Raw genomic sequence first — 25,459 nt, forward strand, 5'->3', positions numbered from 1 at the left:
TCATGTGAGCACCACCGGAACGCCGTAGACGACATAAATGCAGGTGTCGCCTACATTCAGCCTGTAGACCGACAGCGTGAGCGGCGACGCGCTTCTCCAGCCGATCCCAACGCCGATTCTCGTCGGAGCGGTTCCGTAGGTGTAGTCGTCGCGAATGAGATTGCCGCCTTCGAATTTGCGTGCATCGACGTAGGGAACATATCCAGGGCTACTCACCAGAAGGTCGGTCGGGGCGCCGCCCGCAGCCGTGGCGGTCAGAAAGCCCGATTGGATGATCGGCACGATGTCGTTCCAGTTCGAGTTGAACGACAGATTGGGCGAGTCGTCGCTCTCAGCCAGCGCGTCGTAGCCCGGCAGCGCTGCCTTGACGCCCAAGGAGACGCCGTCAGCATATTTCCCGATGATGACCCGGCGCGACGTCATGACCAGATCTCTATGCGCTCGTTGTCGGCGTCGATGACGAAATTGCCTGACGGGCTCTGGATCTTGCCGGCGGTCACGGTGCCGATGTTGGCCGTGATCGCGCTCAGAACTGCGACGTTGATCATCGTCGCCGTGATCGAGCCGTCTGCGTACATGTCGCCGCGGAACGCGATCTTCGGCGAACCCGACACGTTGCCGACCGTGAAGATCGGCACGGGGTCGCCGCCGGACACGCCGGGCGCAGCGATCAGGAACTTGTCGGCGGTCACGGTGAATTCGGACACGCCGGCGCCGCCGTTGACCAGCTCGAAGCCGGTCGCATAGCCGTTCACGTCGAGCGTCACCGCGTAGCTCGCCGCGGCATAGCCTTCGAGCGTCGCGACGGCGGCCGACACGGTGCTGACCGTCGAGAACGACGGGCCGAACGTTGCGCTTACCTCGGTCTGGAACAGCGCAAGCGCCGCCTGGTCGTCCGCCATCGCCTGCTGCAGCGTGGCGATCGACGCCTTCGCCGTTCCGGCAACGGCGTCGAGCTGGCTTCTCGCCTCCTTCTTGTCCAGCCAGTTGCGGGCGTCCTGGTTGGCGGAGATCGAGGCGATCAGCTGCGTGGCCTCGTCGACCTTGTCGTTGAGGAAGTCCAAGAGCGTGGTGACCTGCGCCTTGATGGCGGCTTCGAAATCGGCGATCGACAACCGCACATCGGGTGCCGTGACGTCGATCCAGGCGGACCAGAGCATGTCGCGCGGGGCGCTTGGGACGAACGCGCCGCGGACCTGGTAGGCCATGGCGGGCAGAATCGATTGCGTGATGATCAGGTTGCCCGCGGTGACGCGGTCCGATCGGCCGCGCGCAACGTGAGCTGCATCGAGCGCCCGCCGCACCTCGTATTGAACCGCGGAGACGCCGGGCTGTGATCCGTCCCAGGTGATGAGGATCGCCGGCCGCCGGACCAGGCCGGAATCGTCGACCAGGATGTATGGCTGGGCGTCGAACCCGGCGATGCCTTGCGGCGCCGGCGGGTTGGAGATCGTGGCGCCGCCCGTGACCGGCGTGAAGTCGGTCGCAGTGTCCCAATCGTAGTCGGCAGGATCGACTTCCGTCAGCACCAGCACCACGTCGAGGTTGGCCTTGTCGGTGCCGGCATCGACGCGAAATTGTTTCGCCGCATAGCCGTTGCGCGCGCTGGTCCATTCGCCGACGTCGCCGGGCTCGACCGTCCAATAGGCCGGCGGCAGCACGATCGTGTGCCCGCGCGCGCGCTGGCCTTCCTCGACCGCCGATTTCTGCAGCCGTTGCACCTGCTCCGGATAGGGCACCGCATCGAACGCGGGATTGGCCATCAGCCGCCGGTTGCCGTCCCGCGCTTCGAGATCCGTGCGGTAATAGGCCGGCGCGGTCGCCGTGTTCCAGCCTTGCGCCGGATCGGGATACGTCGCCTGGATGCCGTTGACGCTGTCGGACAGGGCGAAGAATGGCCGGAAGGCCTGGCTCTCCGTGGCGATGATGTCGGCGTCGGCGAAGCTGAAGCTCGTCGAGTCGGGCGCGCCGACATGGCATTTGTAGAATCCGCCGACCTCGGAGATCTTGCCCTGGCAGCCCGTCATCAAGGCTTCGAGCGCGTTGGCCGGCTGCGCGTCGACGTTGATCTGCAGGCCGGTGCGATAGGTCGGCTCCGGGCCGGCATCGCCGAGCACCGCCGTGCGGCACTTGCCGATCTGCGCGATCCAGTTGCTGACGGGTAGCCGCGCCGCCGCAATGTTCTGCAGGCCGTAGAGCCAGCTGGCTCCATAGGAGATGCCGCGCAGAATCGCATAGGCCTGCACCACCGGATAGTCGTCGCCGTCGCCGCCCCAGGTCGCGGGTTCATCGAACCGATGCGCGCCGCTGCCGCCGACCGTCGAATCCTTCGAGGGATCGTAGAGCGGAATGCCCGACATCTCGAACTTGAAGGTCGGGATGCCGTTCCAGAGCGTATCGTTGATCAGCGTGTGGACCACGGCGTAGCAGATGCCGGTGCCGACGCGCGTGCCGGTATAAGGCCGCGCCGACGAGGACAATGCGTTGACCAGGGCGCCGTCGGCTGCGGTTTGAGTGCCGTCGTAGTACTTCACGAACAGGTGCGGCGTCGGCGAGCTCTCGCCGTCGAGCAGCTTGACGTATTCGGGCACCTGGTAGCCGAGGTCCGTGCCGAAATTGCTGTACAGCGCGGCGTTCAACGGCAGGGTCACCTTGGAGCCGTTCACCCAGAGCGCGATCAGCTGCTCGCCCGGCATGTCCGAGAGCGCGATGACCTGCGAGAGCATCGCGTTCGGCGTCTGCGTGCCGTTGCTCCAGGTGTTGGCGTAGACCAGCGAGCCCGCGGTGAGATGACGGCCGAAGCCGAACGAGCGCGGCACGGCGCCGCCGCCGGCGATCTGGGTCTGGACGCCGAAATGTTCGGCGGCCTTCTGCGCCGGCTTCCCGGACAGCGCCTTGACCGCGTAGGACAGCGCGAACGAGGCCGCGAGGCTGAGGCCGGTCGCGATCACCGTTGCCGCGATGGCGCTGCCGGCGAAGAAGGTCGCGGCGAGCGCAGTGCCGATGGCGGTGAAAATCGCCATTTCAAACCGCCTTCAAGAAGTGCGTCTCGGCTTTGAAATAGCCGCGGCGCGCGTAGAGCCTGGCGATGACGGGATCGTCGCCCATGCCGGCCATGCCCGCGAACTTGCAGCCCTTGCCGCTCGCCCACGCCTCGTAGGCGTCGAGCATCGCAAGGGCCGAGTAGCCGCGATGCGCGGGATCGATCCACCACACCGTCTCGCTCGCCAGCCAGACGGGACCGAAAGGATGCTCGTGCGCGATGGCGAGCAGCAGGCCTTCGGCCCGGCCCTGGACCTCGTGCACCAGGGCGCAGCCGTTCATCATCTCCAGATGCCGCGCGAACAGGCGCTCGGCATAGGCGGCCTCGAAGGGCACCGCAAAGCCGCTCCGGCCCGTGCCGTCGAAACCCGCGGCGGCGTGGGAATCGCGCAGCAGCTCGACCGCGCGGGCCGTGTCGGCCGGGCTTGCGCTGCGGATCATCTGCGCCACCCCACGGCGTCGGCGACGGCGCGAACGGAGATCGGGCCGCTCTGCTTGCCCCAATATTGCTGCCACTCCGACACGGTCGCGGTGTCCTGGTAGAAATTGTCGGTGGCGCTGCGCAGCCGCTGCGAGGCATCCGAGCGCGTGTCCGGATTGGAGCGCGTCAGCTCCATCGTGTTGCCGGTGCAGGTCAGGGTGACGTCGCCGGTCTGGCCCGCGGGCGGCGTGGTGATCGGCGCGCTGTCGATCGTGCCGACGAAGCGCGGGAACGCCGGCGCGACCAGCGCCCGCGACGACAGGTCGAACAGGCCTCGGAAGATCTGCACCTTGCCTTGCTTGCAATCGTAGCCGCGCACCAGATTGTTGACGCGGTCGGCGACCTGCGAGAGCTTCACCTGGACGTTCTGCACCGTCAGGTTCGACACCCGCGGGATGTCGGAGATCGAGATCAGGCCGCCGGCGCCGACGAAGCTGCGCGTCACCGTCGATCCGGTGTCGGGGTCGATCACGGCGGCGGCGATGGTGCCGACGTCGGACCAATAGCCGTCCGTGACGGGATTGCCGGTGTCGCGGTCGCGCACCACGAACCAGATGAAGTCGCGGGCGATCAGCCGGCGCGCCTGCAACGCTGCGAAGTTCTCGGCGGAGAGTGAGAGCGTCATACCAGGGCCTGCACGGTCTTGAAGCTGAGGCGGCCGAACTTGCCGCGCGTCTGGGTCGGCACCACGGAATCCGGCAGCAGCACGAAGAGGCAGCGCGGCGCCTTCAGGTTCACCGCGCTCGACAGCGCCCACCCTGCGCGCAGGTGCGGCCGCACCTCGAACTGCGCGGTCACGCCGCTGCCATTGGCCGTGACGGTCTCCATCGCCTGGTGCAGCGCGCGCCCGCCGTCATAGTCGAACGACAGATAATCGCCGCGCGAGATGGTCTGGCCGGCAGCGAGGCCGGACAGCGCCAGCGCCTTGTTGTTGGCATTGACGGAAGCGAGCACGCCGTCATTGGCGCCGGTGCCGCCGGGATAGAGCCGCGGCGCCGGCCGGCGCAGATCCCAGGCTTCGAAGCTGTTGATGATGCCGTCGAGCGAGGCAAGCACGGCCTGGTACTCGACCATGACGTCGTTGTGCAGCTCCTCCGTGGTGTAGCTGGCGAACCACAGCGCCGGTCCAAGATCCTTGCCGATCGTGGTGCCGATCGAGAGCCGGCTCTGCTCCTGCTGCGACACCGGCTCGAACGTGAACGGCGGCTCGAAGCCGACCAGGGTGAGGATATCAGAGCGGGGAAAGCTGATCGCCATCTCAGAGCTTCCTCTGCGCGCTGGCGAGGGTCGCGGCATTGCCGACATGGTCGACGAACTGCGGGCTGCCGACGTAGCTGCCGAGCGTATCCGAGGCCGACTGCATCGAGACCTTCTTCACGTAGGCTTGCAGATTGCCGTCGCCGTCAACCGACACGCCGAGTTCGACCTTGAGGGCGCCCGTGGAGGCTCCGCCGCTCGCGGCTGCGCCGACCAGGCCGCCGTCGGCGTAGCCCCGATGCAGCCGCGCCAGATTGCGCAGGCCGATCCGTGCAACGGAGTCCTGGTCGAACACGTACTCGCCGCGATGCACGACGCCGGCGGGATCGTACTTGCCGCCGCGGCCGGTGTAGCCGCCGGCGTCGAACATCGGGAACGACAGCCCGCCGGTGCCGGCGCCGAGGCCCGACGACCAGCTCGGAGCGCCGCCGCCGCCGAGGCCGAGCAGCCCCGCCAGGCCGCCGCCGGAGCCGCCCAAGGCATTCGCGAACAACTGATCGGCTGCCATCGACACCAGCTTGTCCGAGATCCGGCCGAGCGCGTTGAGGCCGGCATTGGCGAACGCGTCCCAGAGCGAGCCGCTGCTGCGCAGGTTCTGGCCGATCTCGACGAAGAAGCTGCGGTTGACGGCCATGCCCTCGACCGCGAGCGAATCCAGCTGCCGGCGCGCGCTGCCGGCATCGTTGAGGGCCTGCTGCAGCTGCGGCAGCGCGGCGCCGGCGACGCGCGCGTAATCGGCGGTGTCCTCCAACGATTTCGCCAGCGCGTTCTGCGCCGCCGTCATCTGCTGCGTGTTGGTCGGGTCGAGCAGCTTGGCGCCGATCGCCGCCTTCAGCTGGTCGTTCGCGGCGTGCTGCGCCCTCGCGTAGTCGAACACGCCGAGAGACGCTTGCTGCTGCACGCGGGTCAGCTCGGTTTGAGCGCGCACCAGGTCGAGGATCGCCTTGCGCTGTTCGCTCGACACCGCAACGCCGTTGCGGGCGGCGATGTTCAGCTCTGCCTCTTTCGCCGCGACCATCTGCTCTGCCGTCGCGAGCTGGCCGAGAAGCCCGATACGCTGTTGGAGACGCGCATCCTCCAAATCGCGCCGTTCCTTCGTCACTGGCTCGGCGATGCCTGCGGCTTTATTCAAGCCGCTTTGAAGTGCAGTGGCGTTGCCCGGCCTATCGAATGTTCCGAAGCGGTCGCTGAACCCAGGAGCCGCGCCAATACCTGCAGCCGTCGCGATCCCTTTGCCGGCCGTGTAAAGTCCACCAAACAGCGGATTGATCGACAGCGATTTGTCGGCGAGGGTCTTCAGCCAGTCCGGCACCGTGACGCTGGACAGCGCGCCGGTGATGTCCACGGCGGCGGCCTTGAAGTTGGCGACGAGCTTCGTCGTGGTTCTGTTCCAGGCGTCGTCGAAGTCGCGCGCCTTCTTGATCAGGTTCCGCTCGGCCGCATCGTTGAACTGCACCGTGCCGGCGATGGCCGCCTGGATCCCTTTGCCGCCTTGCTCCATGAAACGGACCCAGGCGGCGTCGCTGGGCAGCCCAGCCTCGCGCAGGATCTTCTGCTTCTGGATGTCGCTCGACGCCCGCGCGACCAGGTCTGCGACATTGGTCAGGTAGCCCGTCAGGTCCTTGGCGCTCTTGCCGTTGGCGATCATCAGGCCGTTCAGCGAGCCGGCGTTGTGCTGCGCCTCGAACACCTTGTCGGCGAACTCGGTAATCCCTTGCGTGAAGTCCTGGTTGCTGATGCCCTTGAACGACATCGCCTGCTGCAGCGCGTGCAGCTTGCTGATCGGCTGGTCGGTTGCGCGCGAGAGGTCGTCGAGCGATTTCACGCTGGTGATGACCGAGCTCGCGAGCAGCGTCGCGCCCGCAACGAGCCCGACCAGGCCTCCGGCCACCAGCCGCGTCGGCGTCAGCACGGCGCCGATCTGCGCCGCGAAGCCGCGCACCGAGCCGTTGGAGGTGGCGAAGACGTCGGCGACCTGCGTGCCTTGCTGGATCAGCACGGTGAAAGGCGACTGGCCGGACGCGAGCGAGACGCCGACGTCCTGGATCTGGCGCGAGAGGTTGACCAGCTCGTGCCGGGCGAGGCCTGCGCTCTTGGCGATGTTGTCGTTGGCCGCCCCGGCGGCGCCCACAGCATTCTTGGCTTCGTTCGCCGCGGTGCCGAGCCCCTTGACGGCCGCGCTCGCATCCTGCGCCGCCTTCTTGGCGCCGGAGGCGTCGCCGTCGATGACGAGCGAGACGCGCATCAGCTCACCTCATTCAGCGCGGCCGCCGCCGCCTGCTCCATCACGCGCAGGCCGCGCCACAGCTCCGGCGTCACCGCAATGCCTTCCGCGTCGAGGCCGGCCCGCACCGCCGCGTAGTCCAGCGCGAGATAGATCGGGACGCTCGGCCCGATCGCGCCGCCGCCTGGACCCAAGGCACCGCCCGGGCTGCACGCCACCACACGCCATTGCGTCGCCACGGCGAGGAAGGCCTCCACCGCGGGAACGTTGTCCGGCCAGATCCGCGTGAACTCCGCATCGTCCTTCGGCAAGCCGCCCTCGATCTCCTCGCGCAAGGCGACGAGCGAGTCCGCATCCATGCCCGCGTGCCGCGCGCCTTCGATCACCGCCTCGGTCTCCCGCTGGGCGTCCTGTCGGGCTGCCGCGGCGCGGGCGCTGCCGGCCCACCGCCTGGCAGCCCATCTCAGTTTCCCTCGGGAGCCTTGGCGACGGCCGCGAGATAATGGTTGCCCAGCGCCTTGCGCACGTCGGGCCGGCGCAGCAGCTTGTCGCGCAGCTCCTCGCTGTAGGCGAGCGGCGCGCCGTTGTCGGCGACCAGGTCGTGGAAGGCGACGACGATCGCTTTGAGGTACGCGGTGGTATCGTCCGCCCTAGTGAGGTCGAAGGCGGCGAGCTCGTCGCTCGGCAGAAACCTGAATGTGGTCTTGAGCACGTCCTCGGCATGACCGCCGTCCGCCGGCGTCAGCACCTTGACGTCATGGGTGAAGGTCAGTTCGTCCGCAACTTTGAACATCGATTGAAACCTCCTGACCAGCTTTCCGGTGAAGTGGGCTTAGGTGACCGTGATCGAGACCTGGTCGTTGCCGGCGCTCGGCAGGCACAGCATCGAGAGCGGCCACTCCGCGATGCCCTGGTTCTGCTGATAGCCGGTCGGGCGCTTGAACTCGGCATAGGGCGCCGCGATCGTGACGATGTTGCCGGCGGTGACGCCGTGCACCAGGTTGACGGCGACGGTGGTCTGCGCGTTGGCGAGGCCATAAGGGTCGAGGGTTGAAACCGGCACCGCCTCGCAGGTGAAGTCGATCTGCTCGCGATGGTCGGTGATCAACACGGACTCGCTGCCGACCAGCATGCGCGCCTCCACCTGGTTGCCGAGGTCGAGCGAGAAGTTGCGCATCACCAGCGCCACCGCGTTGACCGTGAAGGTTGGCGTGTTCGCCGCGTTGACGATCGCCGGCTTCTTGAAGGCCGTCAGCGTCGGCGTCGCCGCGGCGGCCTCGCTGGGCGCGACCCACAGGCCGGTGAAGGTCCAGTGCACGATCGGGATGCCTTGCGCGTCCGTCGTGATCTTGGCGTTTCCGCGGGCGCCCTTGATGGCGTGCAGCGTCGCGCCCATCCAGAACTTCATGTAGAGGCTCTCGATCGACGACGTGACCGGCGAGTACACGGTCGATACCCCCGCCGACACCACCTCGGCATAACCGCAGCCGCGCATCAGCGGCCCCCAGGCGGGCGCGGTGCCGGCGGTGCCGGACCCCGCAAGCTCGGTGTCGAACTCGATCACGACGTGCAGGTCGGCCGGGATCGAGGGCTGGTTGCCGAAGTTCGGCTGCACCAGGTCGCGCGAGACGTCACTGCCTTCCATCGGGCGGATCGCCACGTTCTTGGCGAGCAGCGCGTTGGCGGCGCCGGTCAGCGTGGGGTCGGTGGCGTAGCTCGTCTCGATCTTGGCGAGCAGCACCATCTGGCGCCAGAAAATCGGCATGGCTTACTTCTCCTTGGAGGGCTTCTGCCGCGACGCCCGCGGCGCGGCCTCCGCGTCCTTCGCCGTCGCAGGTTCTTCATTGCGCACCAGCGAGCCGTCCGGCTGCCGCGTGTAGCTGCCGCCATGGACGGGCTGTTCCTGTTCGCTCATCAAACGATCCTCAGTTGGTCGGTCTGCGAGAAGTCGAGCTGGTAGAGCACGAGGCCGCCTTCCGCGGAGAGCAGCCGGCCGCGGCGAACGAAGAACACGCCGGCGGCGTCAGCCGGTCCCCAGCCTGCGACCGCGGCGATCACGGCGTCCTTCAGCTCGGCGAGCGTCGGCAGCGCCTTCTTCGCCTTCACGTCGCCGCGCGCCTTGATGCAGAGGATGACGCCCACGGCGTTGTCCAGGATTTGCGTGTGATAGCCGGTCGCGGACTCGCCGCCCCTGTCGTCGAACCCGAGCGGGACGACGAAGGCGCAGACGTCGGCGTTCGGCAGCGCACCCTCGGCGATAAGCACCGCGAGCGCGGCGATGTCCTCGACATGGCCGGTGAGCGCGGCGACCTGTGCGCCGAGCCGGTCCGAGACCTGCTTTTCCAGCGTGGTCATGCCAGCTGCCCTTCATCCGAAAGCCAGCGCTCCACGATCGTCCTGATCGTTTCCGGGTCGTCCTGGTCGAGCCCGAGGAACGGCCGCGCCGGCATCCTCACTGTATGCGCGCCGATCGTCGCCTTGCGCGCGCGGTCCGCTTTGCCCGGCTTGGCAAAGCGCGAGATCCCGGTGCGCTTGTTGGTCTTGAAGTGCAGCACGGCGGAGCGCGCCGCCTTGGCGATCTGCCCGCCGAACTGATGGATGGCGGCATAGACCACGTTGGTGCCGACCTCGACGCCGCTGCTGGACGCGTTGGCGGTGATCGAACGATAGAGCCGCGATGTCAGGATCAGCGTCTTGCCGCCGTGCGCGATCACGCGCAAGGACGGCGGCCACGGCGAGCCGGTGGGCGCGACGCTGCGCTGCCAGCGCTCGTGTGTCGACGTCACCAGGGCAAGGCCGATGTCCTGGTACATCGGACGCGGGCTCGCCACGCGGGCGATCAGCGCACTGAGATCCGCGAGCGCGCCGGCTTCGTTCTGCAGGTCGACACTGAGCCTGGCGCCCGCCATCAAATGAAGCCCTTGAGATTGTCGGGCGTGAAGTCGCGCGGCCGGTCGGTCACCCGAACGCCGGTCGCGCCCGACGAGGCCGGCTCGACGCCGGCAACGTTGAGGCGGACCACCCCGTCCGCGATCTGCTTCAGCGTCTTCAGCGCGTCCTGGTAGTCGGCCCGGATCTTGTCCGAGACGGAATCGCGATGCAGCTTGTAGATCGCGATGGCCTTGGCGAGGTCGTTGAGCAGCGCCGGCGTCGTCGCCAGCGGCAGCTGGTAGCGATTGAGCAGATAGCCGTCGATCATGGCGTCGGTGTCGGCGAGCGCATCGGTAACGACGCCGGAATCGATCGCGCCCGCCGGCGGATCGACGCGGTCGGTCAGGTCGATCAGCATGGTCTCGCCGAAGCGCTCGACCAGCTCGGCCTGGGTCGCGTAGGTCATGCTGCCTCCGCCATGCGCCTGCGGAACACGTCACCGGGGCGACGCGCGCGCACCAGGCCGTCGACGACGTCGAGGAAGCGCGCCTCCATCAAGGGCGAGACCGTGCCGTCGCCGTGATCGACGACGACCTCACGCGGCTCGCGCTTGGGAGGAAAAGCGGTCATTCAACCGACCTTCAACGCCTTGCTGATGGCGCGCAGATTGTCGAACGCGGCGTCGACATAGCCGACCAGGCTGGAGAAGGTCTTCTCCTCATCCGCCGGCGGCTCGGCATGGCAGGCGGCGATGATGGAGCGCAGCGAGGCGCCGGCGGCGAAGGCCTGCTTGCCGAGCTGGTAGGCTTGCTCGTCGATCTCGTCCATGGGCGGTCCCCCTCGAAGGAAACTGGACCCCCGGCCGGCGGTGAAAGGCTAAGGCCGCCGGCCGGGGGAAGATCCGTGTGCCGCCGTCTGTCAGGACCCGGACCCGTTGCGTGGTGATCCGGAGCGGCACACGAATTCGAAACGAGGCGTCAGTCCGGAACGTGGTCGCTGACGACGAGCTCGCGGTCGCTCTTCAGCGCTTCGAGCTGATCATCGGAGAGATCCGCGAGCGCGATGATGGTGTCTTCCCGCGTGAACGCGCGCCCGATGCGATACCGCGCCTGCTCGCGACCCTGCCGGGTGCGCACCACGATCGCGGGGCCGTTCACCTCAGTCGGCTTCGCCGTGACGGAGGCCGCCGACGGATGCGCCTGGTGCGCGGCTTCGAGCAAGGCGGCGAGCTTGCCGCGCTCGGCGTTGGCTTCAGCGAGCTGCGCGATCAGCTCCTCGGCGCGGTTGCGCGCGGCTGCGGTCTCCGCCGAGGCAACCGACAGCTGCTTGGTCAGCTCTTCGACGCGCCCGCCATCACCCGCCTGCGCGTTCGCGAGCTTGTCTTCCAGCTCACCGACCAGCGTGAGCAGATCGGCCTTGGTGAGGTTCTTGTTGTCAGTCGCCATGTCTCGTCCTTTCGATCAGCGGAAACGGATCAGCCCGGGCTCGGATCAACCGAGCCAGGTGCAGACGAGAACTTCGGCCGTGTTGTAGTAGATGTTGTCCGCGCCGTTGGCGTTCTTCTGCGCGTTGATCAGCGACAACGCCGCGCCTTCGAGCGTGGACGGCACGACGAGCAGCGGCTTGCTGCCGTTGGCGAGCACGTTGAGCGGACGGCCGAAGTCGCCCTTCATGCCCATCAGGCCCTGCCGCGCGGCGGCGTAGTGCGTGGCGTCGAGCGTCTGCTTGGAGCCCCAGGCATATTGCCAGAAGCCGTAGCCGGCGTTGCCGCGGCCGTCCCAGCCGTAGAGGAATTCCTTCTTGTTGAAGACGTTCTCGTCGGTCGGGTTGTCGAGCGCCACGAACTGGCCGGACTTGCGCAGCTGCCAGATCAGAGGCTTCAGCACCTTCGAGACGTCGAGCAGGAACCAGGCCGTGCCCGAGCCGCCGTCCGTGTTGGCGACCGATTGCGGCGCGCCGTTCGCATCGAGCACCGGATGGTCGGTGTCGAAGAAGAACTGGCCGTCGTAGCAGTTGGTGGCGAAGCCGGCGGCCAGCAGCGGCCAGATCAGCTGATCCGGCCACGCCGCGACGCTCTCGCCGAAGCTCTGGAAGATCGGCGTGTAGATGCCGAGCACGTCGTCCTCGATGTCCTCGCGGTCGACACCGACCGTCAGCTCGTAGGACTTGTTCTTGATGCTGTAGCTCGCCTCGGAGAGCGCCTGGACGACGCGGGCGCCGAGCCACTCGCGCACGCTGGGGATCTTGCCGAGCCAGCCATAGGTCTCGCTCTTGGCGGTGGACGGCACCACGGTCGCGATGCGCTTGTACAGCGACGGCGTGACGTCGAGCTGGTTCTGGAAGGCGGTCTTGAAGCCGACGCGGAGGCCGTCGAGATTCTGGCGATTGATGATCATGGACGCGTGTACCTGGTGAGCTGAGGTTGACGGATGAAAATCAGAGGACGTTGCCCGGGCCGACCGCGACCCAGACGCCCTGGGCGTCGACGTTCACGACCTTGCCGGCGACGGAGCGCGTCGACGACCCGTTGGTCTTGGCGACCGTGTTGTCGTCGACGATGTAGCAATCGCTGCCGACCTCGGTCATCGCGATCAGATCGGAGGATGCCGAGTTGTTGAAGCGGTAGATGCCGGACTTGACCCGGCCGTTGATATCGCCGTTGGCGCCCGCCGAATTGTCCGCATATTTGTCGAACACGCCGACAGCGATCAGGCCGGTCGCGGTCGTGCCCGGAGCCAGCCAACCGCCGTTGAGCACCGCAAGCGCGCCGGCATAGCCCTTGGTCGATGCCTTCATGGGATAGTCGTGCATCACCTTGTCGGTGTAACGGGGCGTTGCGCGGTCGGCGGCGAGAGCAGTCATGATGGGCTCCGATTGATCGTTTCGCTAGGCGTGTTCGTCTGGGTTTGGATGTCAGCCCGCGTTCTCGGCCGCGAGCGTCTTGGCGTAGTCTTCCGGCTTGAGGCCGAGCAGCGTCGCGAGCTTCTCCTGCTCGGCATTGAGCGATATCTTGCCGTCCTTCGCCGCGGGCGGCTCGACGGGCAAGATCGTGTTGCCCGAAACGCCGAGCTTCGGCAGTGCGCCGATCTCCTTCTCGACGGCGGCAGCGCCCTCCGAGCTGGCGGCGTGGCGCGAGATGTAGTGCTCGCGCATCGGCTTGACGCCAACGCGGCCTTCGCGGATCGCGTTGTCGATGAAGGCGGTCGCCTTCTCGGTGGCGCTGGCGTTGAGGGCCTTCTGAAGCTGGCCGCCTAGATCCTTGATCTCGCTCTGCAGCGCCGCGATCGTCGCTGCGCCGTTATCCTTGCCCGTGGTCGCAAGCGTCGTCACCGTCGAGACGATGGCCTCGCTCGTCGCGTCCGCCTGCAGGCCGGCCGCCTTGGCGATCGATTGCATGGCGGTGCTGGTGCCACACATGTCCTTGACCTTGGCGACCACGGAGCCGGCGTCCGCCTCGTTACCGAGGCCAAGGAGCTGGCGAAGCTGCGCAAGCAAATCCATCTGGTCGTTCTCCGTCGAATTGAGCGCGGTCATTCCGCGCAGGTTGGGGGTGTTTGTGAGCGAGGCTCGCGGCATGTCGAGCACGTTGTTCTTGGCGTCGCAGATCAGCACGGGAGAGATGAAGCGATAGGCGCGCTCGGCCATGAGCGTCGCGCCGGGCGCTGACCACTCGACATGGCCGTAGATGCCATCGGCGCGCACATCCATCTGCGTGACCCAGCCGCGCGCCGGCGCCGGCCGCCCTTCGGGCGCCGCGAGATCCGTGGCGTGGTTCTCGTCGATCGGAATGCGGCCGCTGTGGGCCGAGAGCGCCGACGCTGCAAGCTTGGCGGCATCGGTGACGCGATACGGGCCACGACCATCCTTGGTCGACACCAGGCCGCCCGCGTCGATCGGCAGCAGCATGATCCAGTCGGCCGCGCCGCCGCCTTCGCTATTGAAGGCGATTTCAACGCCTGTGCCCAGCACGAGATCTGGCGCCTTGCTATGCGCCAGTTCGATGCGGAAAGCTGTGCTTGTGTTTTGTCCCGACATGCGACCACAATGGCCGCACCGACGCAGAGTTCGTAACCCTGACACGTGTCAGGGTGCGGAATTCGAAGCCGACGCCGTAACTGTAAGCGCAACGCTCGCCATCAACGCTGGAGCCTTGCGCGATGCCAACTCAAATCCTCGCTGTGGGTTCGACCGCCCTGGACTCGGGCGACGTGGTCGTCTCGGCCGGAACGCCTGTCACCGTCTGTCTGAAGGATGCGGCCGGCCCATCTGTCGGCGACCTCGCATCCGTCGAGATCCTTCTGAAGGACGACGCCGGCCAATATTTCAAGGTCGACGACCTCAACGCCAACAAACCCGCGCTGATGATCGTCGCTCCGGGCACCTATCGCTTCAGCCGGCGCGCCGGCACGTCATGCGGTGTCTTCAGTGGCTAAGCCAACGCAGCTGCTAACGCGATCTCTGACACAGCCGCCGTTGGTCTCGCCTGACGACTTCAGAGACCTTGGGGGAGCTAACAGCGGAGGGGGTGGTGCCCCCGCGTGGCTCTGGCTTAACGACCTAGGCCTCGCCCCAACTATCTATGTTGACACCCAGCTTAACCACTACTGGCTGGACGGCCAACAGTTCGCTTCCGAGGCGGAGCTTAACGCTGCCGCGTTCACATCGATGGTGTCGTCCGGGATCGCCAGAACCGGGAGCTATGTCGATCCGTCAGCCACGGAGCGCATCACCAACGGTGACTTCACCGTAGATGCCACTGGTTGGACCGCAGAGAACTCCTCCGTAGCGGCGACTGGTGGGGAGCTTGTCGTCACTGGCGCTGGTGCCGCTAACCCCACTGCTAGACAGGACATCGCCACCGTGGACCGTGAGGCCTACGTGGTGACGGCAAAGGGGCGGCGCGGCACGATGACCCCGACCAACACGGCGTGCGGTGTGGCGGTGCAGTCGGGGGCCTCGCTCCGGGGATCGAGCACGACCACCTTGCAGACCGCACAGCACCTCCGCTACATCTTCGCCAGCGATGGGGCCTCCACCCACAGCATCTTGGCGAGAGCCATAGGGGCCAACCCCACCGGCACTGCCATATTCGATGACATCTCAGTCAAGCGATGCGTCCCGTTCAAGGGATTCGCCAATGGCAACAGGTTCGGCAGGGTATGGGGCAAAACGCCTGCCTCTCTCCCGACCAGCACGCAGTGCGTCAAGACAATCGGGGTCGACCACGCGAACAACTGCTGGCCACGTATCGAGTACACTGCGACCGGTCACATCCAAGCGAAGTTCACTCTATACGCGGGGACAGGCCCGGTTATGGACCTCGGCTACTACCCTCCCGATACGGAGTTTGTCGTTCGTTGGGCTGTAACCCCGCGTCCGGTGGCGTGGGTCGAGGGGTACAACGCCCGTCTCTACAACGCCACGACGGCCCCGCTCGGTGCTGGTGTGATCAGGGTGGGCCGCGACTTCGCCGGGTCAACCTTCACCGGTCAAATCTACGGCTATGCCGTTGGAATTGGTGCGGACATTCTCGGCGACGTCGGCCATCTCATGGGCGATAGTCTCGCGAACGGAGCGGGAGGCGTCATCAATTTCCAGACGCAACTCTTAGCCCTTGGGGGGTTCGCCACTCTCGGTTCTGGTTACGGTGGGTCCGCTCTTGAGTATCAGATCGCTCAAGATGCTAACTTTCCACACGCCGCAAAGTGTCCGCTGATTTGGTACGACCTCCCTAACTTCGACACGGGTGGAGGACCCGGAACGTCAACAACTGGGTACCTCAATGAGATGAAGGCGTACGTCGATAGCTTAGGCATACCCGGCAACAAGTGGGCCATGATCATTCCACACATCAGCGCCGAAATGTCGGCAGTCGTTGCTCAATGCGTGCGGGACATGCGTGGCGGGGCAGCCGCCTCTATCCTCGGTGCGGAACACGTATTCGATTGTTACGAGGTTCTTCCGCACGGCAACGACGGCAACGGCGCTGATGTTGTCGACAATGTGTGCCTGTTTGGCTACCCCAGCGTGGGAGCGGGTGAAGTGCATCTGAACCAGACCTACATCAACAACGTTGCGGTTTGGGCCGCGGGTATGATGCGGGCCTCGGGTTACATTGGGGCAGCTCAGCCGACCTAGTATCTCACGAAAGGTATGCGGCTGCCGATAAGCAGATCCGGCGATCCTCCATAGGGGATAAAGAAGTTAGTCGCGACCCTTGCCAATCCTGCGGCGGTAAACGCAAGTGGCATTGTGGGGACGTTGTTTGAGATAGGCCAAAATTGCCGTATTCCTAACGACGCAGCGTAATGCTCCGGCTGGGGGATGAGTCGGGCTGGACCACTGAGGCAATGAACGAAACAAGAGCGAAGGACGATCGTTGTGGTCTGCACGTTGCAGGCCGGAAGGCCTGGCCCGATGATCGGAGGGCCTATATAGGCTCCGCGATGCCAAGTTGATTCCGGATCAACTGAGGCGGCTACTCGGCCGAAGCCGATGATCCAGTTGTCCGGAGGAGCACCTGTATTCATCAGGATTTCGCGCTCCTGCTGCGGAATGGCTTGTGTCTTAAGGTCCGCAAACTCGAAGCACATCGTTACCATAGCGCTCCACGCCGCCAAGTGTCGTATTCCGACACGGTCGAGCGTCGACCAATCATCGCGCATCAGCGCTGACAGCACGTCGCTAGCGGAGGTTTGCAGCCGCGACATCCATTCGTTGTTGCAGCGCTTACAAACCAGGCGCAATTGCTGAGCATGCGGATTGCCCTGTCGATGAAGACGACCCTTCGCCATCGTTGAGATCGGAGCGCCGCTTCGCCAGTCAGTGAAGGACGTGAAATGGTCGGTCCTGGTGAACGTGGAAGTGAACCGGTCCTTCATCCACTGGCCAAAAATATGCTCAGCCGTCCGCCTTGCAGGTTCGTTGCAAAAGATACAGTGAGTTTTGAACTGGGCCATCTTCGTAGTGATGCGGAGGAGAGTTGAGACCGCCGCCGTGGGGGTACGGAAGTGGGAATGGCGGCGGCCACCGATCAGCGCCACTGGGATGGCCCCGGCCGGTTGGCAATCTTATCGACCTCCCGCTGCCGCAGTCCACTCCCTCTCAAGGGGAGAGCGGGAGGGAGCGCATGCGGCGGTGGCCTCACTTGGCTCTAGGCAAACTCGCTCGGAAGCAATGCGCGCTTTCGTTTATTCGGCGCCAACAATTGCCGGCAGCGCACCGAGTACACTTCGACAGTCCACATCCGGGCGCAATTCATCCTCTTGCCCGTACTGGCGGCGGGATACATCGGAGCGGCCCCGCCGCCGGCTTGGAGGGCAGCTTCATCGTCTAAGTGGATGAATCGTGAAACTGTCCATTTTGCCCGGAAAGAAGGGAAACTCTGCATGTTCCGGATATTTCTCGCCAACGACTACGATAGGAACATCCATCCGAACCCCATGACGATCATCAAGGTACATTGAGGCTGGATGATAATTGGCAGCCTTTAGAGCCAGCACCACCGGGTGATCATTGAGACTTGATCCCGGTGGTAAGAATACGAACAACCCGGTCCCAAAGCTGAGATCCAATGTTGGGTCGCCATAGATCTCCGCGCCGGCCGCCCTGAATGCAGTCGTAAGGTGGTTGGCGAGAAGTATACACTCAAGGCAGCCTCGCTGGCTCAGTATTCCAACGGCTGGAATCCGTCCTTTCATGGATGAGACGGCCTCAAATTGCTCTTTCGTCCATGGTCTAGGAGCAGTTTTCCGCCGCTCTTTCTCCAGATCGAGGTTTAGCTGCGCAGTACGTTCGTTGGCAGATGAAGCTGCAAGTTTGGTTGCTTCAATCTCTCTCGCAGCGTCCGCTTTGTACTTTTCTAGCGCCTCGGACGCCGCCTTGGATTCTGCTCTTTGAAGTTGGAGCTGAACATAGTTTGCGATAAGTGAGCCGATACCGGCGGCCGCAGCTAAAACTAGCGCTCCAATCCGAATTGCGTTCCAGCCGTCGAGGTCAAACCCGAACATGCGCTTGCGCCTTGAATTGCTGCTGTTTGCCATGACGCATTGAAAATTGCCGACAGATCGTTGAGGCGTCAACGCGCGTGTTCACTCTCTTCAGGGCACCGCAGTACCTGGGAGGTCGCGTGATCGATTCCCCTCCCGAGTTGTCTTCAACCGCCAATGCCCGTCAGCTTCCTTGCTTGCTTCATATAGGAAGTCCAATCTACGGGACTCGCTAAAGATATCTGCGAATGTCACGTAACCGTGCACAAACAGCCATGCTCGACCGTCGAGTATTTGTGACAACTGCTCTGCTGTAAGATCGTGGCGTTGAATCTTGATCGCGGTGCCGCCGGGCCCGAGGACGCTCGGGGACGTGCCGGGTTGAACGACCTGTTCCAGAGAGTAGTTTCGATCATTGGTTCCCGTGAGCCAAAGTCGGATATCGACGTCGTACGAGGGGGTCGTTCCGCTGTTCTTGACTTGGATCTTCGCAAATGCGCCTCGATCGTCAAAATTGACGTCGGCTTGCGAAACGGAGAGGTAGGCGCGCAATTGAACGCGTGATGAGTTTTGAGCCAGGCTAAGTTGCGCTTGCGCCGCCTTCATTTGTCCGAAAGCGAAGTAGCCTGCCAGTACAGCGGCAAGCAGGGCGGCAGCAGGTAGCAGAACATCCTTAATCCAGTCGCGAACACATGCTCCGATCTGCTTGTCATCACATGGCGATCCGCCGATCGCAGCAGGTAGCCCGATCACGACGACTGCGAAGACGCAAACAATGGCTGCAAGTAGGATAATTCGTTGCATATTGCATTCTAATCGCGAGCGGCGGGCACCGTCCACTCCCTCAGGGGCCGTCTTTCGCTCCCTTCAGGTGCTCCATACGGCGCAGGATCGTTACGCTCCCTCCAATCAGGACTTCCGCCATTCCTCGAGGCGGAGAGGTCCAATACGTGACCGAGCGCGTAACCCACGTATCGATGAATGCGCCTCCCGGGCCTGTGATGAGATCATAGTCGGCCACGTAGATCGGAGCGGTCTTGTTCGGTTGGATTTCGAAGATGTGGGCTCCGGGACGGAATCTATCCCGGAAAGTGATGGCATCCTCTGCGCTTGCTGCCGCGAAGATGCAGTCAAGCCGGCTCGGCGCAGAACTGCCGAAGGCGCGTCTTGCAGCTTCCAGCGTAGCTTCCCATGCCAAGGTTTTCGCGTCGTTGACTTCAGCGAGTGGTCGACTTGAGCCAAATGCTCGGGTGGTCCGTCCCCAGGAGCCTTGCTCAAGCACCGCCCCTATCGGATGATCTATTGTGGAGACGTGGAAGTAGCTATTTTGCGGGCTTGCTGAGGTCCCCGTCAGACGGCCGAAAGCGCTGTTGAATAGCTTTAGCAGACGTTCGCCGATCAATGTCCCCTCCCGCCTTTACTCGGTGCTCGGCGAGATTAGGCGCTGTGATGCCGCCCGGTCCATTCCCTTCCGGCCGGCCGCGCGCCGCCTGATCAACGGATCAGCCGGGTCGTGCGCGGCGAGCGCTTGCGCTGCGGCGGGGGGTTACCGGCGTTGAGCGCGCGCATCATTCCGATCCGCGCCATCATCGGCGGTCCGTTGCGCTCGGCGACCAGAAGCAGCGCCTCGGCCGCCGCCTGCCATTCCGGCCGGGTCTGGAGCTTCGGCGGGAGCGCAGCGACGTAGTTGGCGGCATCGAGCAGCGTGGCGAGCTGGCGCCCATCCGCCAGCGGGATCGGGGCGTCGAAGCGCGCGGACCATCCCATCAGGTCATCGCGTCGGCGCCCGATCGTGCGCGTACTGCCGCTCGCGGGCGAGCCGGAACGCCGGGTCGGTGGCGTAGCGCTCGGCATCCAGGCGGCTGTCGGGGGTGAAGTGGTAGACCGGGATGCCGTTGCAGGTCACGGTCCACCAGGTCGGCGGCGGGCCGTGCGGTTCGGGCTTCATCGGAACCACCTCATAGGCCTCGTTGGGATCGCGGCCGGGGATGATGGGCATGGGCGGGGTCCTCAAGGCTGTGAAACAGTCGGTTTCCCGTGAAACAGGAGGGCAAGTCGGGCCACCCGGGCAAACCGCCCGAACCTCCCCTTCTGAAAGGCGCGCCATCCGGCAGAGGCCCTTCAATTTCCACTTAAACGATTCTTTCTGGCACCGATGTGCCCCACGGGTCGAACGCGCATGGGCGGGCTTCTAATCGGCTCGGGATATTCGGACTGGCCCGGCCTGGAACTTCCGATCGCCGCCCGCCCCCGCAATCGCAGCCTCGATCCGGGTGGCAGCGAACACGATGACGGCGATGAAGGCGCTCGTGAAGTAAACGATTGCGGCCAGCACCATGTCGATCACCGTCCGGCTTGCGCCCAGGATGGCGAGACAGGCGATCAGCGAGACGATGCTGATCATCACAGTGAAGGCGTCCCCTGACCGAGCGGCGAAGACCACCGGCGCAAGCGCCGTCAGCAGGCCACAGACACCGAGCAGGAGGACCAGCACCGTTCCGCCGCCGGTCGCGATCGATGGAGCGATCTGCTGGGTGATCGCGCTGAAATCCGGCTTCGGCAGCTCGCCAATCGAGACGAGATAGGCGTAGCCGACGACCAGCACCAAGAGCAGCACAAAAGCCGTGAACTTCACAGCGAAGCGAACGTATTCCATCTTGCCTCCCGCTACTTCGTTCGGGGATCCTCAGATAGCTCTACCGTACCACCGCACCCGCGCGGCTACGCGCACGTCATCTATCTCTTCCGCCGGGACAAGCTCAGGCTCGTATGCGCTGTTGTCGCTCTTAATGAGCAACGACCCGTCGCGACGAACTTGAAGCCGCTTAACCCTAACTGCGCCTTGCGAGATGATGATATAGATGCCGTCATCAACAACAGACGTAATGGATTCGTCGACGAGCAAGAGATCACCATCGCTGATCGTGGGCCACATGCTGTCTCCGCGAGCAAACATCGCGCGAGCGTAGCGGGGATTGACACCGAGCTTCCGAAGCCAGTCCGATCGAAAAGCGACCACGTCGGCATCGACAGACATTTCGGGAGACAAGATGCCCGCACCAGCGGCAGCCTCAACGTATAGCTGAGGCACGAACGAGAAGTACTCGGCCATCTCGCGCTGCGACCCCCAGCCGCTGACCTTGCCCTCGGTGATCCAACTGAATGGGATTCCAGTTTTTGCGGACAAAGCGAAGATCACGTCCAAGGACATGTCGCTAGCCGATTTCCAGGTCCGAAGCGTCTTCTCTTGCCTACCAAGCTCCGCCCGCTGATCCACCGGCACCAACCTCAAAGCAAACTTGAAGCGGTCGATCAGCTCCATCCGGCTGCCATCCGGCAGACGGAACGCCCCACCACCATCTTCACCGTTCAAACCGCCTGAGATCTCACGGCCGCCCGATTTTCTGGCATCCGCATCAATTATGGCCGTTTTTCTGGTTGACTTGTCCGTTTTTTCGACCATACTCGCCAAACTTCCTTGGCAATCGCCCGAAAAAACGACCGCCGTGCCCCGAAAATCAACCGCCATAAAGCCATCGATGCCAGGCTGGCATCGAGCAGACATCGTCGCGGCTATCCGCAAGTGCGGACACACACTTGAAGCGCTCGGCCGCTCGAATGGCAAGGGGCGATCGTCCATGTCTGCAGCGCTGCTGAAGCCGAGCCGTGGCTGCAATGAGATCATCTCCAAGACCATCGGCGTACCCCTGCATGAACTCTGGCCTTCCTGGTTCGACCGGTCTGGTCGTCTGATCGCCGGCGCCCGTACTTCTACTGGATGCGCCGCCCAGCGAGACTCAGAAGCGCGGGGCCGCCTTGAGTCGACACGGAGGCGCGCATGAGCCACGGGCCGCGCTCCGCTTTCGACCCCGACAGCAACGTCGAGGTTGCGGTCGACCTGGTCGAGGTCAGCCGCTTCCACCTGGTCGTGCGCAACCGCGCCGACGGCTCGACGCACGCCCTGGCCTATGATGGCGTCGCGATCGGCGCCAACGCCACCGGCGATGCCTACACGCTGATCATGCCGCGCGTGCTCGCGCAGATGCAGGGGTTCTGCGAATGAGCGCGCGCACGGCCCTTCATGTCCGCTGCGCCATCGCGCTCGTCGTTCTGACGCTCGCCTCGGTCACGCTGTTTGCCGCCGCCTCGCGTGACACCGGCAAGCGCGTCGCCGCCATCCGCCCGCAGCTCGTCAACGTCATCGCACGGGTGGCGCCATGACGAAGTACGCCGTCGCGCGGATGAACCGGCGCCATCCGCGCTTCTTCACGGGCCGCTACACAGATCATGGGCCGCTGCCGCTCGCCATCACCACCGGCCAGCCAGGCCAGGCGCGCGCCTATGACGACGAAGCCATCGCGCGCCTGGTCTGCAGCTTCCTCAATTCGATCGCTGCCGTGATGACGCATGGCAAGCCCTGGGCCGTCCTCCCGCTGCCGGAGGGGCGCAAGTGACGCGGCGCCGCGACGAGAGCGAGCTGGACCTGGCGCCCGTCGTCGCGCGCTTCGAGGACGAGCGCGTGCGCTCGCCGATGGTGGCAAGCCGGATCTCCAAGGCCATCGCCGCGGCCATCACCGATTCCGGCAAGTCGCGCGAGCAGATCGCGGCCGACATGACCGCCTTCCTCGGCGGCGAGAGCGTCACCGCCGGCACGCTCTACCAATATTCGTCCGAGGCCAACCAGAAGAACAACATCCCGGCGCACCGCCTGATCGCGCTGGCGAAGGTCACCGGCGACGCGCGCCTGCTCAACGCCGCGCTCGAAGGCATCGGCTTCGTCGCCGTCGAGGCCCGCTACGAGCCGCTGCTGCGGCGCGAGGTGCGCAAGGAACAGCTGAAGGATCTGCTTCAGCGCGAGATCGACGACGCGGAAGCACAATGGAGGGCCATCAAGTGAGAGCATTTTGTTGGGCTAGTGGATTGATCGAGTTCGGGCAGCGCGTTCCTGCTGGCGCCATCCCGATTGCGCGCGGTCCTGCGAAGGTTCTGCGCGAGTTCGTCGATGGCGTCGCGCGTCACGGTTACAAGGCCCAGCGTGTCGGCGGTCGAATGCAGAAGATTCCGGGCTCGGATCGATTGCTTGTGCCCGGTATCCCCGAAGCAACGACCGAGACGGCGGCCGTGGATGCGCTTAGCGCCTGGTGCACGTGGATCGGCAAGCAGGCTCCGAACGGAGTGACCGTGCTGTGAGCAAGCTCGACATCATCACCACGCTGCTCGCGGTGCTCTACCTGCCGGTTCTCCTTGCGGCGTCTTGCGCCAGCTATCGCCTCGGCCGCAACGCGGGCAGCCGGCTCTGGCCGCATCACTCGGATTACGACGACCGCTTGAACTGACGTTCAAGCGCTGGGGATCGCGTCTCCTGGGGCGCAACGGGGAAGTTCGGACGTGAAGATGTTCTTGTCAGCCGCAGAGATCGCCGCAGAAGCGCTGCCGGGCCTGTCCACGGCCGAGCGCGCGATCAAGCGCATGGCGGAGAAGTGCGGCTGGCAGTCGCGCCCGCGCGCGGGGCGTGGCGGCGGTCTCGAATACGCGCTGGAATCGCTGCCGGCCGAGGCGCGCGCGGCCTATGTCGGCCGGCACATCGAGGCGGTCGAGATTCCCGCCGCGATGGCGCGTGAGGCCGCGAGCGAGCCGGAAGCTGGAAGCGTCAGTGCCGGCGCCGCCGATGCCCGCGACGCGCGCCTCGCGCTGCTCGGCCAGTCCGAGCGCATCGCGCGCGAGGCCGGCGTCGGTCACAAGCGCGCCGATCGCCAGCTCTGCGATCTCTACAACACCGGGCAGCTCGACGTCGCGCCTTGGATCAAAGCTGAGGTCAAGGGCCTGACGCCGCGCACGCTGGCGCGCTGGCGCGCCGCCGCCAGGGCCGGCCACAAGAACAAGCTCGCCGTGAACCGCGCGGCCGCCCGCCGCGGCACCGGCATCCTCGACCGCGCCAACGACGGCCAGGTCCGCACCTACATCCTCGCGCTCGTTGCCAAGCAGCCGCACCTCACCACGCATCACATTCGCAGCCTGGTCGCCGACGCCTTCCCGCAAATCACCATCGCCGGCAACGCCGTGAGCCTGCCGCCGATCCGCACCTTTCAAGCGGCGTTGAAGAGCTGGCGGACCGCCTTCCGCAACGAGATCGAGCAGATCCGCAACCCCGACGGCTTCAAGAGCCGGATCCGCTTCGCCGCCCGCGTCGCCAATCCCGCCACGCGTCTCAACGAGCTCTGGCAGATCGACGCCTCGCCGTCGGACGTGATGACGACCGAGGGCCGTCGCCAGAGCGTCTATGTCTGCCTCGACGTCTTCTCGCGCCGCATGATCACATTGGTCAGCGCGACCGCGCGCGCCGCGGCGGTCGGGCTGCTCATCCGCAAGGCGATCCTGACCTGGGGCGTGCCCGAGCGCATCAAGACCGACAACGGCTCCGACTTCATCGCGCACAGCACGCGCCGGCTGTTCGCCGCGCTCGGCATCGACCACGAGACCTCGGCGCCGTTCTCGCCGGAGCAGAAGGGCCATGTCGAGCGCGCGATCGGCACGCTGCAGCGCGGCCTGATGCGCACGCTCGAAGGCTTCATCGGCCACAGCGTCGCCGACCGCAAGGTGATCGAGAACCGCAAGGCGTTCTCGGCCCGGCTCGGCGAGGCGCCGGAGGACATGTTCCAGGTCGCGCTGTCGTCGGCCGAGCTGCAGGCCAGGCTCGACGCCTGGTGCGCCGATGTCTACGGCACCAAGCCGCACGAGGGCCTCGGCGGGCGCACGCCGTTCGCGGTGGCGGCAATGGCCGCAGGCCACCTCCGCAGGATCGAGGATGTCCGCGCGCTCGACATGCTGCTCGCGCCCATCGCCGGCAAGGACGGCCTGCGCACCGTCACCAAGTCCGGCCTGCGCATCGAAGGCGCGCACTATATCGGCGGCTTCCTCGACGTCGGCGAGACCGTCATGGTGCGCATGGACCCCGCCGACATGGGCCGCGCCTACGTCTTCACCGAGGACGGCGACACCTATCTCGGCGAAGCCGTCGCGCCGGAGCTCGCCGGCATCGATCCGGCCAAGGCCATCGCCGCCGCGCGCGCGGAGCAGAGGCGCCTGATCGACGAGCGCATGGACGAGGTCAAGAAGACCGCGCGCAAGATCAGGGCGAAGGATTTCGCGCCGGCCATCCATCGTCAGGCGCTGCTCGATCACGCCAAGGCGGACGGCAAGCTGATCGAGTTTCCGAAAGCCGTCGAGATCCACGACACGCCGGCGCTCGCCGCCGCGCGTGCCGCGCACACCACGGTCGAAAGCGGTCACGCCCCGGAGATCGCCGCACTGGCGGAAGCGCTGCGCACCGAGACGCCGGCGAACGTCACGCCGCTGCGCGCCGAGGAGACCGATCATCAATTGTGGAATCGCGCCCGCGCTCTCGAAGCGCGCATTGCCGCCAAGGAGTTCGTCGAGCCCGACGAGCTGCTCTGGCTCGGCAGCTTCCGCGAAGGCTCCGTGTACCGCGGCTTCCTCGCCACCTACGGCGCTCTTGGCGTCGCCGGCGAGATCGCATCAACCGACGAGGCTGCCTCGTCCTCTTAAGCCCAACCCACCAATGGAAGGTCAGGACTC

Annotated in this window: 37 protein-coding genes; 10 read left to right on the top strand and 27 right to left on the bottom strand. The window is 65.3% G+C overall.

What is annotated here, in order from left to right:
- The 19 genes from DCM80_RS04270 to DCM80_RS04360 form a co-directional block, all read right to left on the bottom strand.
- Window positions 1-423, bottom strand: a complete 423-nt coding sequence (locus DCM80_RS04270; protein ID WP_257195873.1) for a hypothetical protein — start codon at window positions 421-423, stop codon at window positions 1-3.
- The gene (locus tag DCM80_RS04275) at window positions 420-3,023 is read right to left on the bottom strand and encodes a phage tail protein (RefSeq protein ID WP_257195874.1); all 2,604 of its coding nucleotides are present in this window, start codon (window positions 3,021-3,023) and stop codon (window positions 420-422) included. Before DCM80_RS04275 ends, DCM80_RS04270 begins: the two co-directional genes overlap by 4 nt.
- Before the next feature lies 1 nt (window position 3,024).
- A complete protein-coding gene (locus DCM80_RS04280; protein WP_257195875.1) occupies window positions 3,025-3,483 on the bottom strand; it encodes a GCN5 family acetyltransferase in 459 nt (152 codons plus the stop codon).
- Window positions 3,480-4,148: a hypothetical protein gene (locus DCM80_RS04285; protein WP_257195876.1), complete on the bottom strand. Its 669-nt coding sequence runs from the start codon at window positions 4,146-4,148 to the stop codon at window positions 3,480-3,482. The genes DCM80_RS04280 and DCM80_RS04285 overlap by 4 nt, the downstream gene beginning before the upstream one ends.
- The gene (locus DCM80_RS04290) at window positions 4,145-4,780 is read right to left on the bottom strand and encodes a hypothetical protein (RefSeq protein ID WP_257195877.1); all 636 of its coding nucleotides are present in this window, start codon (window positions 4,778-4,780) and stop codon (window positions 4,145-4,147) included. Before DCM80_RS04290 ends, DCM80_RS04285 begins: the two co-directional genes overlap by 4 nt.
- Before the next feature lies 1 nt (window position 4,781).
- Window positions 4,782-7,025, bottom strand: a complete 2,244-nt coding sequence (locus DCM80_RS04295) for a phage tail length tape measure family protein (RefSeq protein ID WP_257195878.1) — start codon at window positions 7,023-7,025, stop codon at window positions 4,782-4,784.
- Window positions 7,025-7,390 (bottom strand): DUF1799 domain-containing protein, encoded by a 366-nt coding sequence (locus tag DCM80_RS04300; RefSeq protein WP_257195879.1) that lies wholly within the window; start codon window positions 7,388-7,390, stop codon window positions 7,025-7,027. Before DCM80_RS04300 ends, DCM80_RS04295 begins: the two co-directional genes overlap by 1 nt.
- A 77-nt stretch (window positions 7,391-7,467) precedes the next feature.
- Window positions 7,468-7,797, bottom strand: coding sequence for a hypothetical protein (locus tag DCM80_RS04305; RefSeq protein WP_257195880.1), 330 nt, complete (start codon window positions 7,795-7,797; stop codon window positions 7,468-7,470).
- A gap of 39 nt (window positions 7,798-7,836) precedes the next feature.
- Window positions 7,837-8,769 carry a phage tail tube protein gene (locus DCM80_RS04310; protein ID WP_257195881.1) on the bottom strand — a complete coding sequence of 311 codons (933 nt, stop codon included), beginning with the start codon at window positions 8,767-8,769 and terminating at the stop codon, window positions 7,837-7,839.
- A 3-nt stretch (window positions 8,770-8,772) separates the two neighbouring features.
- The gene (locus tag DCM80_RS04315) at window positions 8,773-8,919 is read right to left on the bottom strand and encodes a hypothetical protein (protein WP_257195882.1); all 147 of its coding nucleotides are present in this window, start codon (window positions 8,917-8,919) and stop codon (window positions 8,773-8,775) included.
- Window positions 8,919-9,359 carry a hypothetical protein gene (locus tag DCM80_RS04320; protein WP_257195883.1) on the bottom strand — a complete coding sequence of 147 codons (441 nt, stop codon included), beginning with the start codon at window positions 9,357-9,359 and terminating at the stop codon, window positions 8,919-8,921. The genes DCM80_RS04315 and DCM80_RS04320 overlap by 1 nt, the downstream gene beginning before the upstream one ends.
- Window positions 9,356-9,913 carry a phage virion morphogenesis protein gene (locus DCM80_RS04325; protein ID WP_257195884.1) on the bottom strand — a complete coding sequence of 186 codons (558 nt, stop codon included), beginning with the start codon at window positions 9,911-9,913 and terminating at the stop codon, window positions 9,356-9,358. Before DCM80_RS04325 ends, DCM80_RS04320 begins: the two co-directional genes overlap by 4 nt.
- Window positions 9,913-10,341 (bottom strand): gp436 family protein, encoded by a 429-nt coding sequence (locus DCM80_RS04330; RefSeq protein ID WP_257195885.1) that lies wholly within the window; start codon window positions 10,339-10,341, stop codon window positions 9,913-9,915. Before DCM80_RS04330 ends, DCM80_RS04325 begins: the two co-directional genes overlap by 1 nt.
- On the bottom strand, window positions 10,338-10,505 hold the full coding sequence (locus DCM80_RS04335; RefSeq protein ID WP_257195886.1) for a hypothetical protein: 168 nt from the start codon (window positions 10,503-10,505) through the stop codon (window positions 10,338-10,340). Before DCM80_RS04335 ends, DCM80_RS04330 begins: the two co-directional genes overlap by 4 nt.
- Complete coding sequence (locus DCM80_RS04340; RefSeq protein ID WP_257195887.1) at window positions 10,506-10,703, bottom strand: hypothetical protein; 198 nt, start codon at window positions 10,701-10,703, stop codon at window positions 10,506-10,508.
- 149 nt (window positions 10,704-10,852) lie between these two features.
- Window positions 10,853-11,320: a hypothetical protein gene (locus tag DCM80_RS04345; protein ID WP_257195888.1), complete on the bottom strand. Its 468-nt coding sequence runs from the start codon at window positions 11,318-11,320 to the stop codon at window positions 10,853-10,855.
- A 45-nt stretch (window positions 11,321-11,365) separates the two neighbouring features.
- Window positions 11,366-12,271, bottom strand: coding sequence for a Mu-like prophage major head subunit gpT family protein (locus DCM80_RS04350; RefSeq protein WP_257195889.1), 906 nt, complete (start codon window positions 12,269-12,271; stop codon window positions 11,366-11,368).
- Between the two features lie 40 nt (window positions 12,272-12,311).
- Window positions 12,312-12,737 (bottom strand): hypothetical protein, encoded by a 426-nt coding sequence (locus DCM80_RS04355; protein ID WP_257195890.1) that lies wholly within the window; start codon window positions 12,735-12,737, stop codon window positions 12,312-12,314.
- A 51-nt stretch (window positions 12,738-12,788) separates the two neighbouring features.
- Window positions 12,789-13,844 carry a phage protease gene (locus DCM80_RS04360; RefSeq protein WP_257195891.1) on the bottom strand — a complete coding sequence of 352 codons (1,056 nt, stop codon included), beginning with the start codon at window positions 13,842-13,844 and terminating at the stop codon, window positions 12,789-12,791.
- A 188-nt stretch (window positions 13,845-14,032) separates the two neighbouring features.
- Here DCM80_RS04360 and DCM80_RS04365 point away from each other — a divergent pair, with 188 nt between their 5' ends.
- Both DCM80_RS04365 and DCM80_RS04370 read left to right on the top strand, forming a co-directional pair.
- The gene (locus DCM80_RS04365) at window positions 14,033-14,308 is read left to right on the top strand and encodes a hypothetical protein (protein WP_257195892.1); all 276 of its coding nucleotides are present in this window, start codon (window positions 14,033-14,035) and stop codon (window positions 14,306-14,308) included.
- A gap of 40 nt (window positions 14,309-14,348) precedes the next feature.
- On the top strand, window positions 14,349-16,013 hold the full coding sequence (locus DCM80_RS04370) for a hypothetical protein (protein ID WP_257195893.1): 1,665 nt from the start codon (window positions 14,349-14,351) through the stop codon (window positions 16,011-16,013).
- On the opposite strand, the gene DCM80_RS04375 is transcribed toward DCM80_RS04370, so the two are convergent.
- The 8 genes from DCM80_RS04375 to DCM80_RS04410 all read right to left on the bottom strand — a co-directional run bounded on the left by DCM80_RS04375 (window position 16,010) and on the right by DCM80_RS04410 (window position 21,554).
- Entirely contained in the window at window positions 16,010-16,918 is a 909-nt protein-coding gene (locus tag DCM80_RS04375; protein ID WP_257195894.1) for a hypothetical protein, read from the bottom strand. The genes DCM80_RS04370 and DCM80_RS04375 overlap by 4 nt on opposite strands.
- 282 nt (window positions 16,919-17,200) lie before the next feature.
- A complete protein-coding gene (locus tag DCM80_RS04380; RefSeq protein WP_257195895.1) occupies window positions 17,201-17,884 on the bottom strand; it encodes a hypothetical protein in 684 nt (227 codons plus the stop codon).
- A 90-nt stretch (window positions 17,885-17,974) separates the two neighbouring features.
- The gene (locus tag DCM80_RS04385) at window positions 17,975-18,667 is read right to left on the bottom strand and encodes a hypothetical protein (RefSeq protein WP_257195896.1); all 693 of its coding nucleotides are present in this window, start codon (window positions 18,665-18,667) and stop codon (window positions 17,975-17,977) included.
- A 40-nt stretch (window positions 18,668-18,707) separates the two neighbouring features.
- Window positions 18,708-19,265, bottom strand: coding sequence for a DUF2441 domain-containing protein (locus DCM80_RS04390; RefSeq protein WP_257195897.1), 558 nt, complete (start codon window positions 19,263-19,265; stop codon window positions 18,708-18,710).
- Between the two features lie 92 nt (window positions 19,266-19,357).
- Complete coding sequence (locus tag DCM80_RS04395) at window positions 19,358-19,630, bottom strand: hypothetical protein (protein ID WP_257195898.1); 273 nt, start codon at window positions 19,628-19,630, stop codon at window positions 19,358-19,360.
- 4 nt (window positions 19,631-19,634) lie between these two features.
- Complete coding sequence (locus DCM80_RS04400) at window positions 19,635-19,862, bottom strand: hypothetical protein (RefSeq protein WP_257195899.1); 228 nt, start codon at window positions 19,860-19,862, stop codon at window positions 19,635-19,637.
- 192 nt (window positions 19,863-20,054) lie between these two features.
- Window positions 20,055-20,519 (bottom strand): hypothetical protein, encoded by a 465-nt coding sequence (locus tag DCM80_RS04405; protein WP_257195900.1) that lies wholly within the window; start codon window positions 20,517-20,519, stop codon window positions 20,055-20,057.
- Between the two features lie 30 nt (window positions 20,520-20,549).
- Complete coding sequence (locus DCM80_RS04410) at window positions 20,550-21,554, bottom strand: helix-turn-helix transcriptional regulator (RefSeq protein ID WP_373569386.1); 1,005 nt, start codon at window positions 21,552-21,554, stop codon at window positions 20,550-20,552.
- On the opposite strand from DCM80_RS04410, the gene DCM80_RS31280 reads away from it, so the two are divergent.
- From DCM80_RS31280 to DCM80_RS04445, 8 genes are read left to right on the top strand one after another with little or no spacing between them, the layout of a single operon-like run.
- Window positions 21,439-21,705 (top strand): helix-turn-helix domain-containing protein, encoded by a 267-nt coding sequence (locus DCM80_RS31280; protein ID WP_373569407.1) that lies wholly within the window; start codon window positions 21,439-21,441, stop codon window positions 21,703-21,705. The genes DCM80_RS04410 and DCM80_RS31280 overlap by 116 nt on opposite strands.
- Entirely contained in the window at window positions 21,702-21,926 is a 225-nt protein-coding gene (locus tag DCM80_RS04415; protein WP_257195902.1) for a hypothetical protein, read from the top strand. Before DCM80_RS31280 ends, DCM80_RS04415 begins: the two co-directional genes overlap by 4 nt.
- Complete coding sequence (locus DCM80_RS04420) at window positions 21,923-22,084, top strand: hypothetical protein (RefSeq protein WP_257195903.1); 162 nt, start codon at window positions 21,923-21,925, stop codon at window positions 22,082-22,084. The genes DCM80_RS04415 and DCM80_RS04420 overlap by 4 nt, the downstream gene beginning before the upstream one ends.
- Window positions 22,081-22,317, top strand: a complete 237-nt coding sequence (locus DCM80_RS04425) for a hypothetical protein (protein ID WP_257195904.1) — start codon at window positions 22,081-22,083, stop codon at window positions 22,315-22,317. Before DCM80_RS04420 ends, DCM80_RS04425 begins: the two co-directional genes overlap by 4 nt.
- Window positions 22,314-22,760 carry a hypothetical protein gene (locus DCM80_RS04430; protein ID WP_257195905.1) on the top strand — a complete coding sequence of 149 codons (447 nt, stop codon included), beginning with the start codon at window positions 22,314-22,316 and terminating at the stop codon, window positions 22,758-22,760. Before DCM80_RS04425 ends, DCM80_RS04430 begins: the two co-directional genes overlap by 4 nt.
- Window positions 22,761-22,783: 23 nt before the next feature.
- Entirely contained in the window at window positions 22,784-23,053 is a 270-nt protein-coding gene (locus DCM80_RS04435; protein ID WP_257195906.1) for a host nuclease inhibitor protein, read from the top strand.
- Entirely contained in the window at window positions 23,050-23,199 is a 150-nt protein-coding gene (locus DCM80_RS04440; protein WP_257195907.1) for a hypothetical protein, read from the top strand. Before DCM80_RS04435 ends, DCM80_RS04440 begins: the two co-directional genes overlap by 4 nt.
- A 58-nt stretch (window positions 23,200-23,257) precedes the next feature.
- Window positions 23,258-25,429 (top strand): DDE-type integrase/transposase/recombinase, encoded by a 2,172-nt coding sequence (locus DCM80_RS04445; RefSeq protein ID WP_257197865.1) that lies wholly within the window; start codon window positions 23,258-23,260, stop codon window positions 25,427-25,429.
- The last annotated feature ends 30 nt before the right edge of the window (window positions 25,430-25,459 follow it).

Source organism: Bradyrhizobium sp. WBOS08 (assembly GCF_024585125.1).
Taxonomy (GTDB): domain Bacteria; phylum Pseudomonadota; class Alphaproteobacteria; order Rhizobiales; family Xanthobacteraceae; genus Bradyrhizobium; species Bradyrhizobium japonicum_B.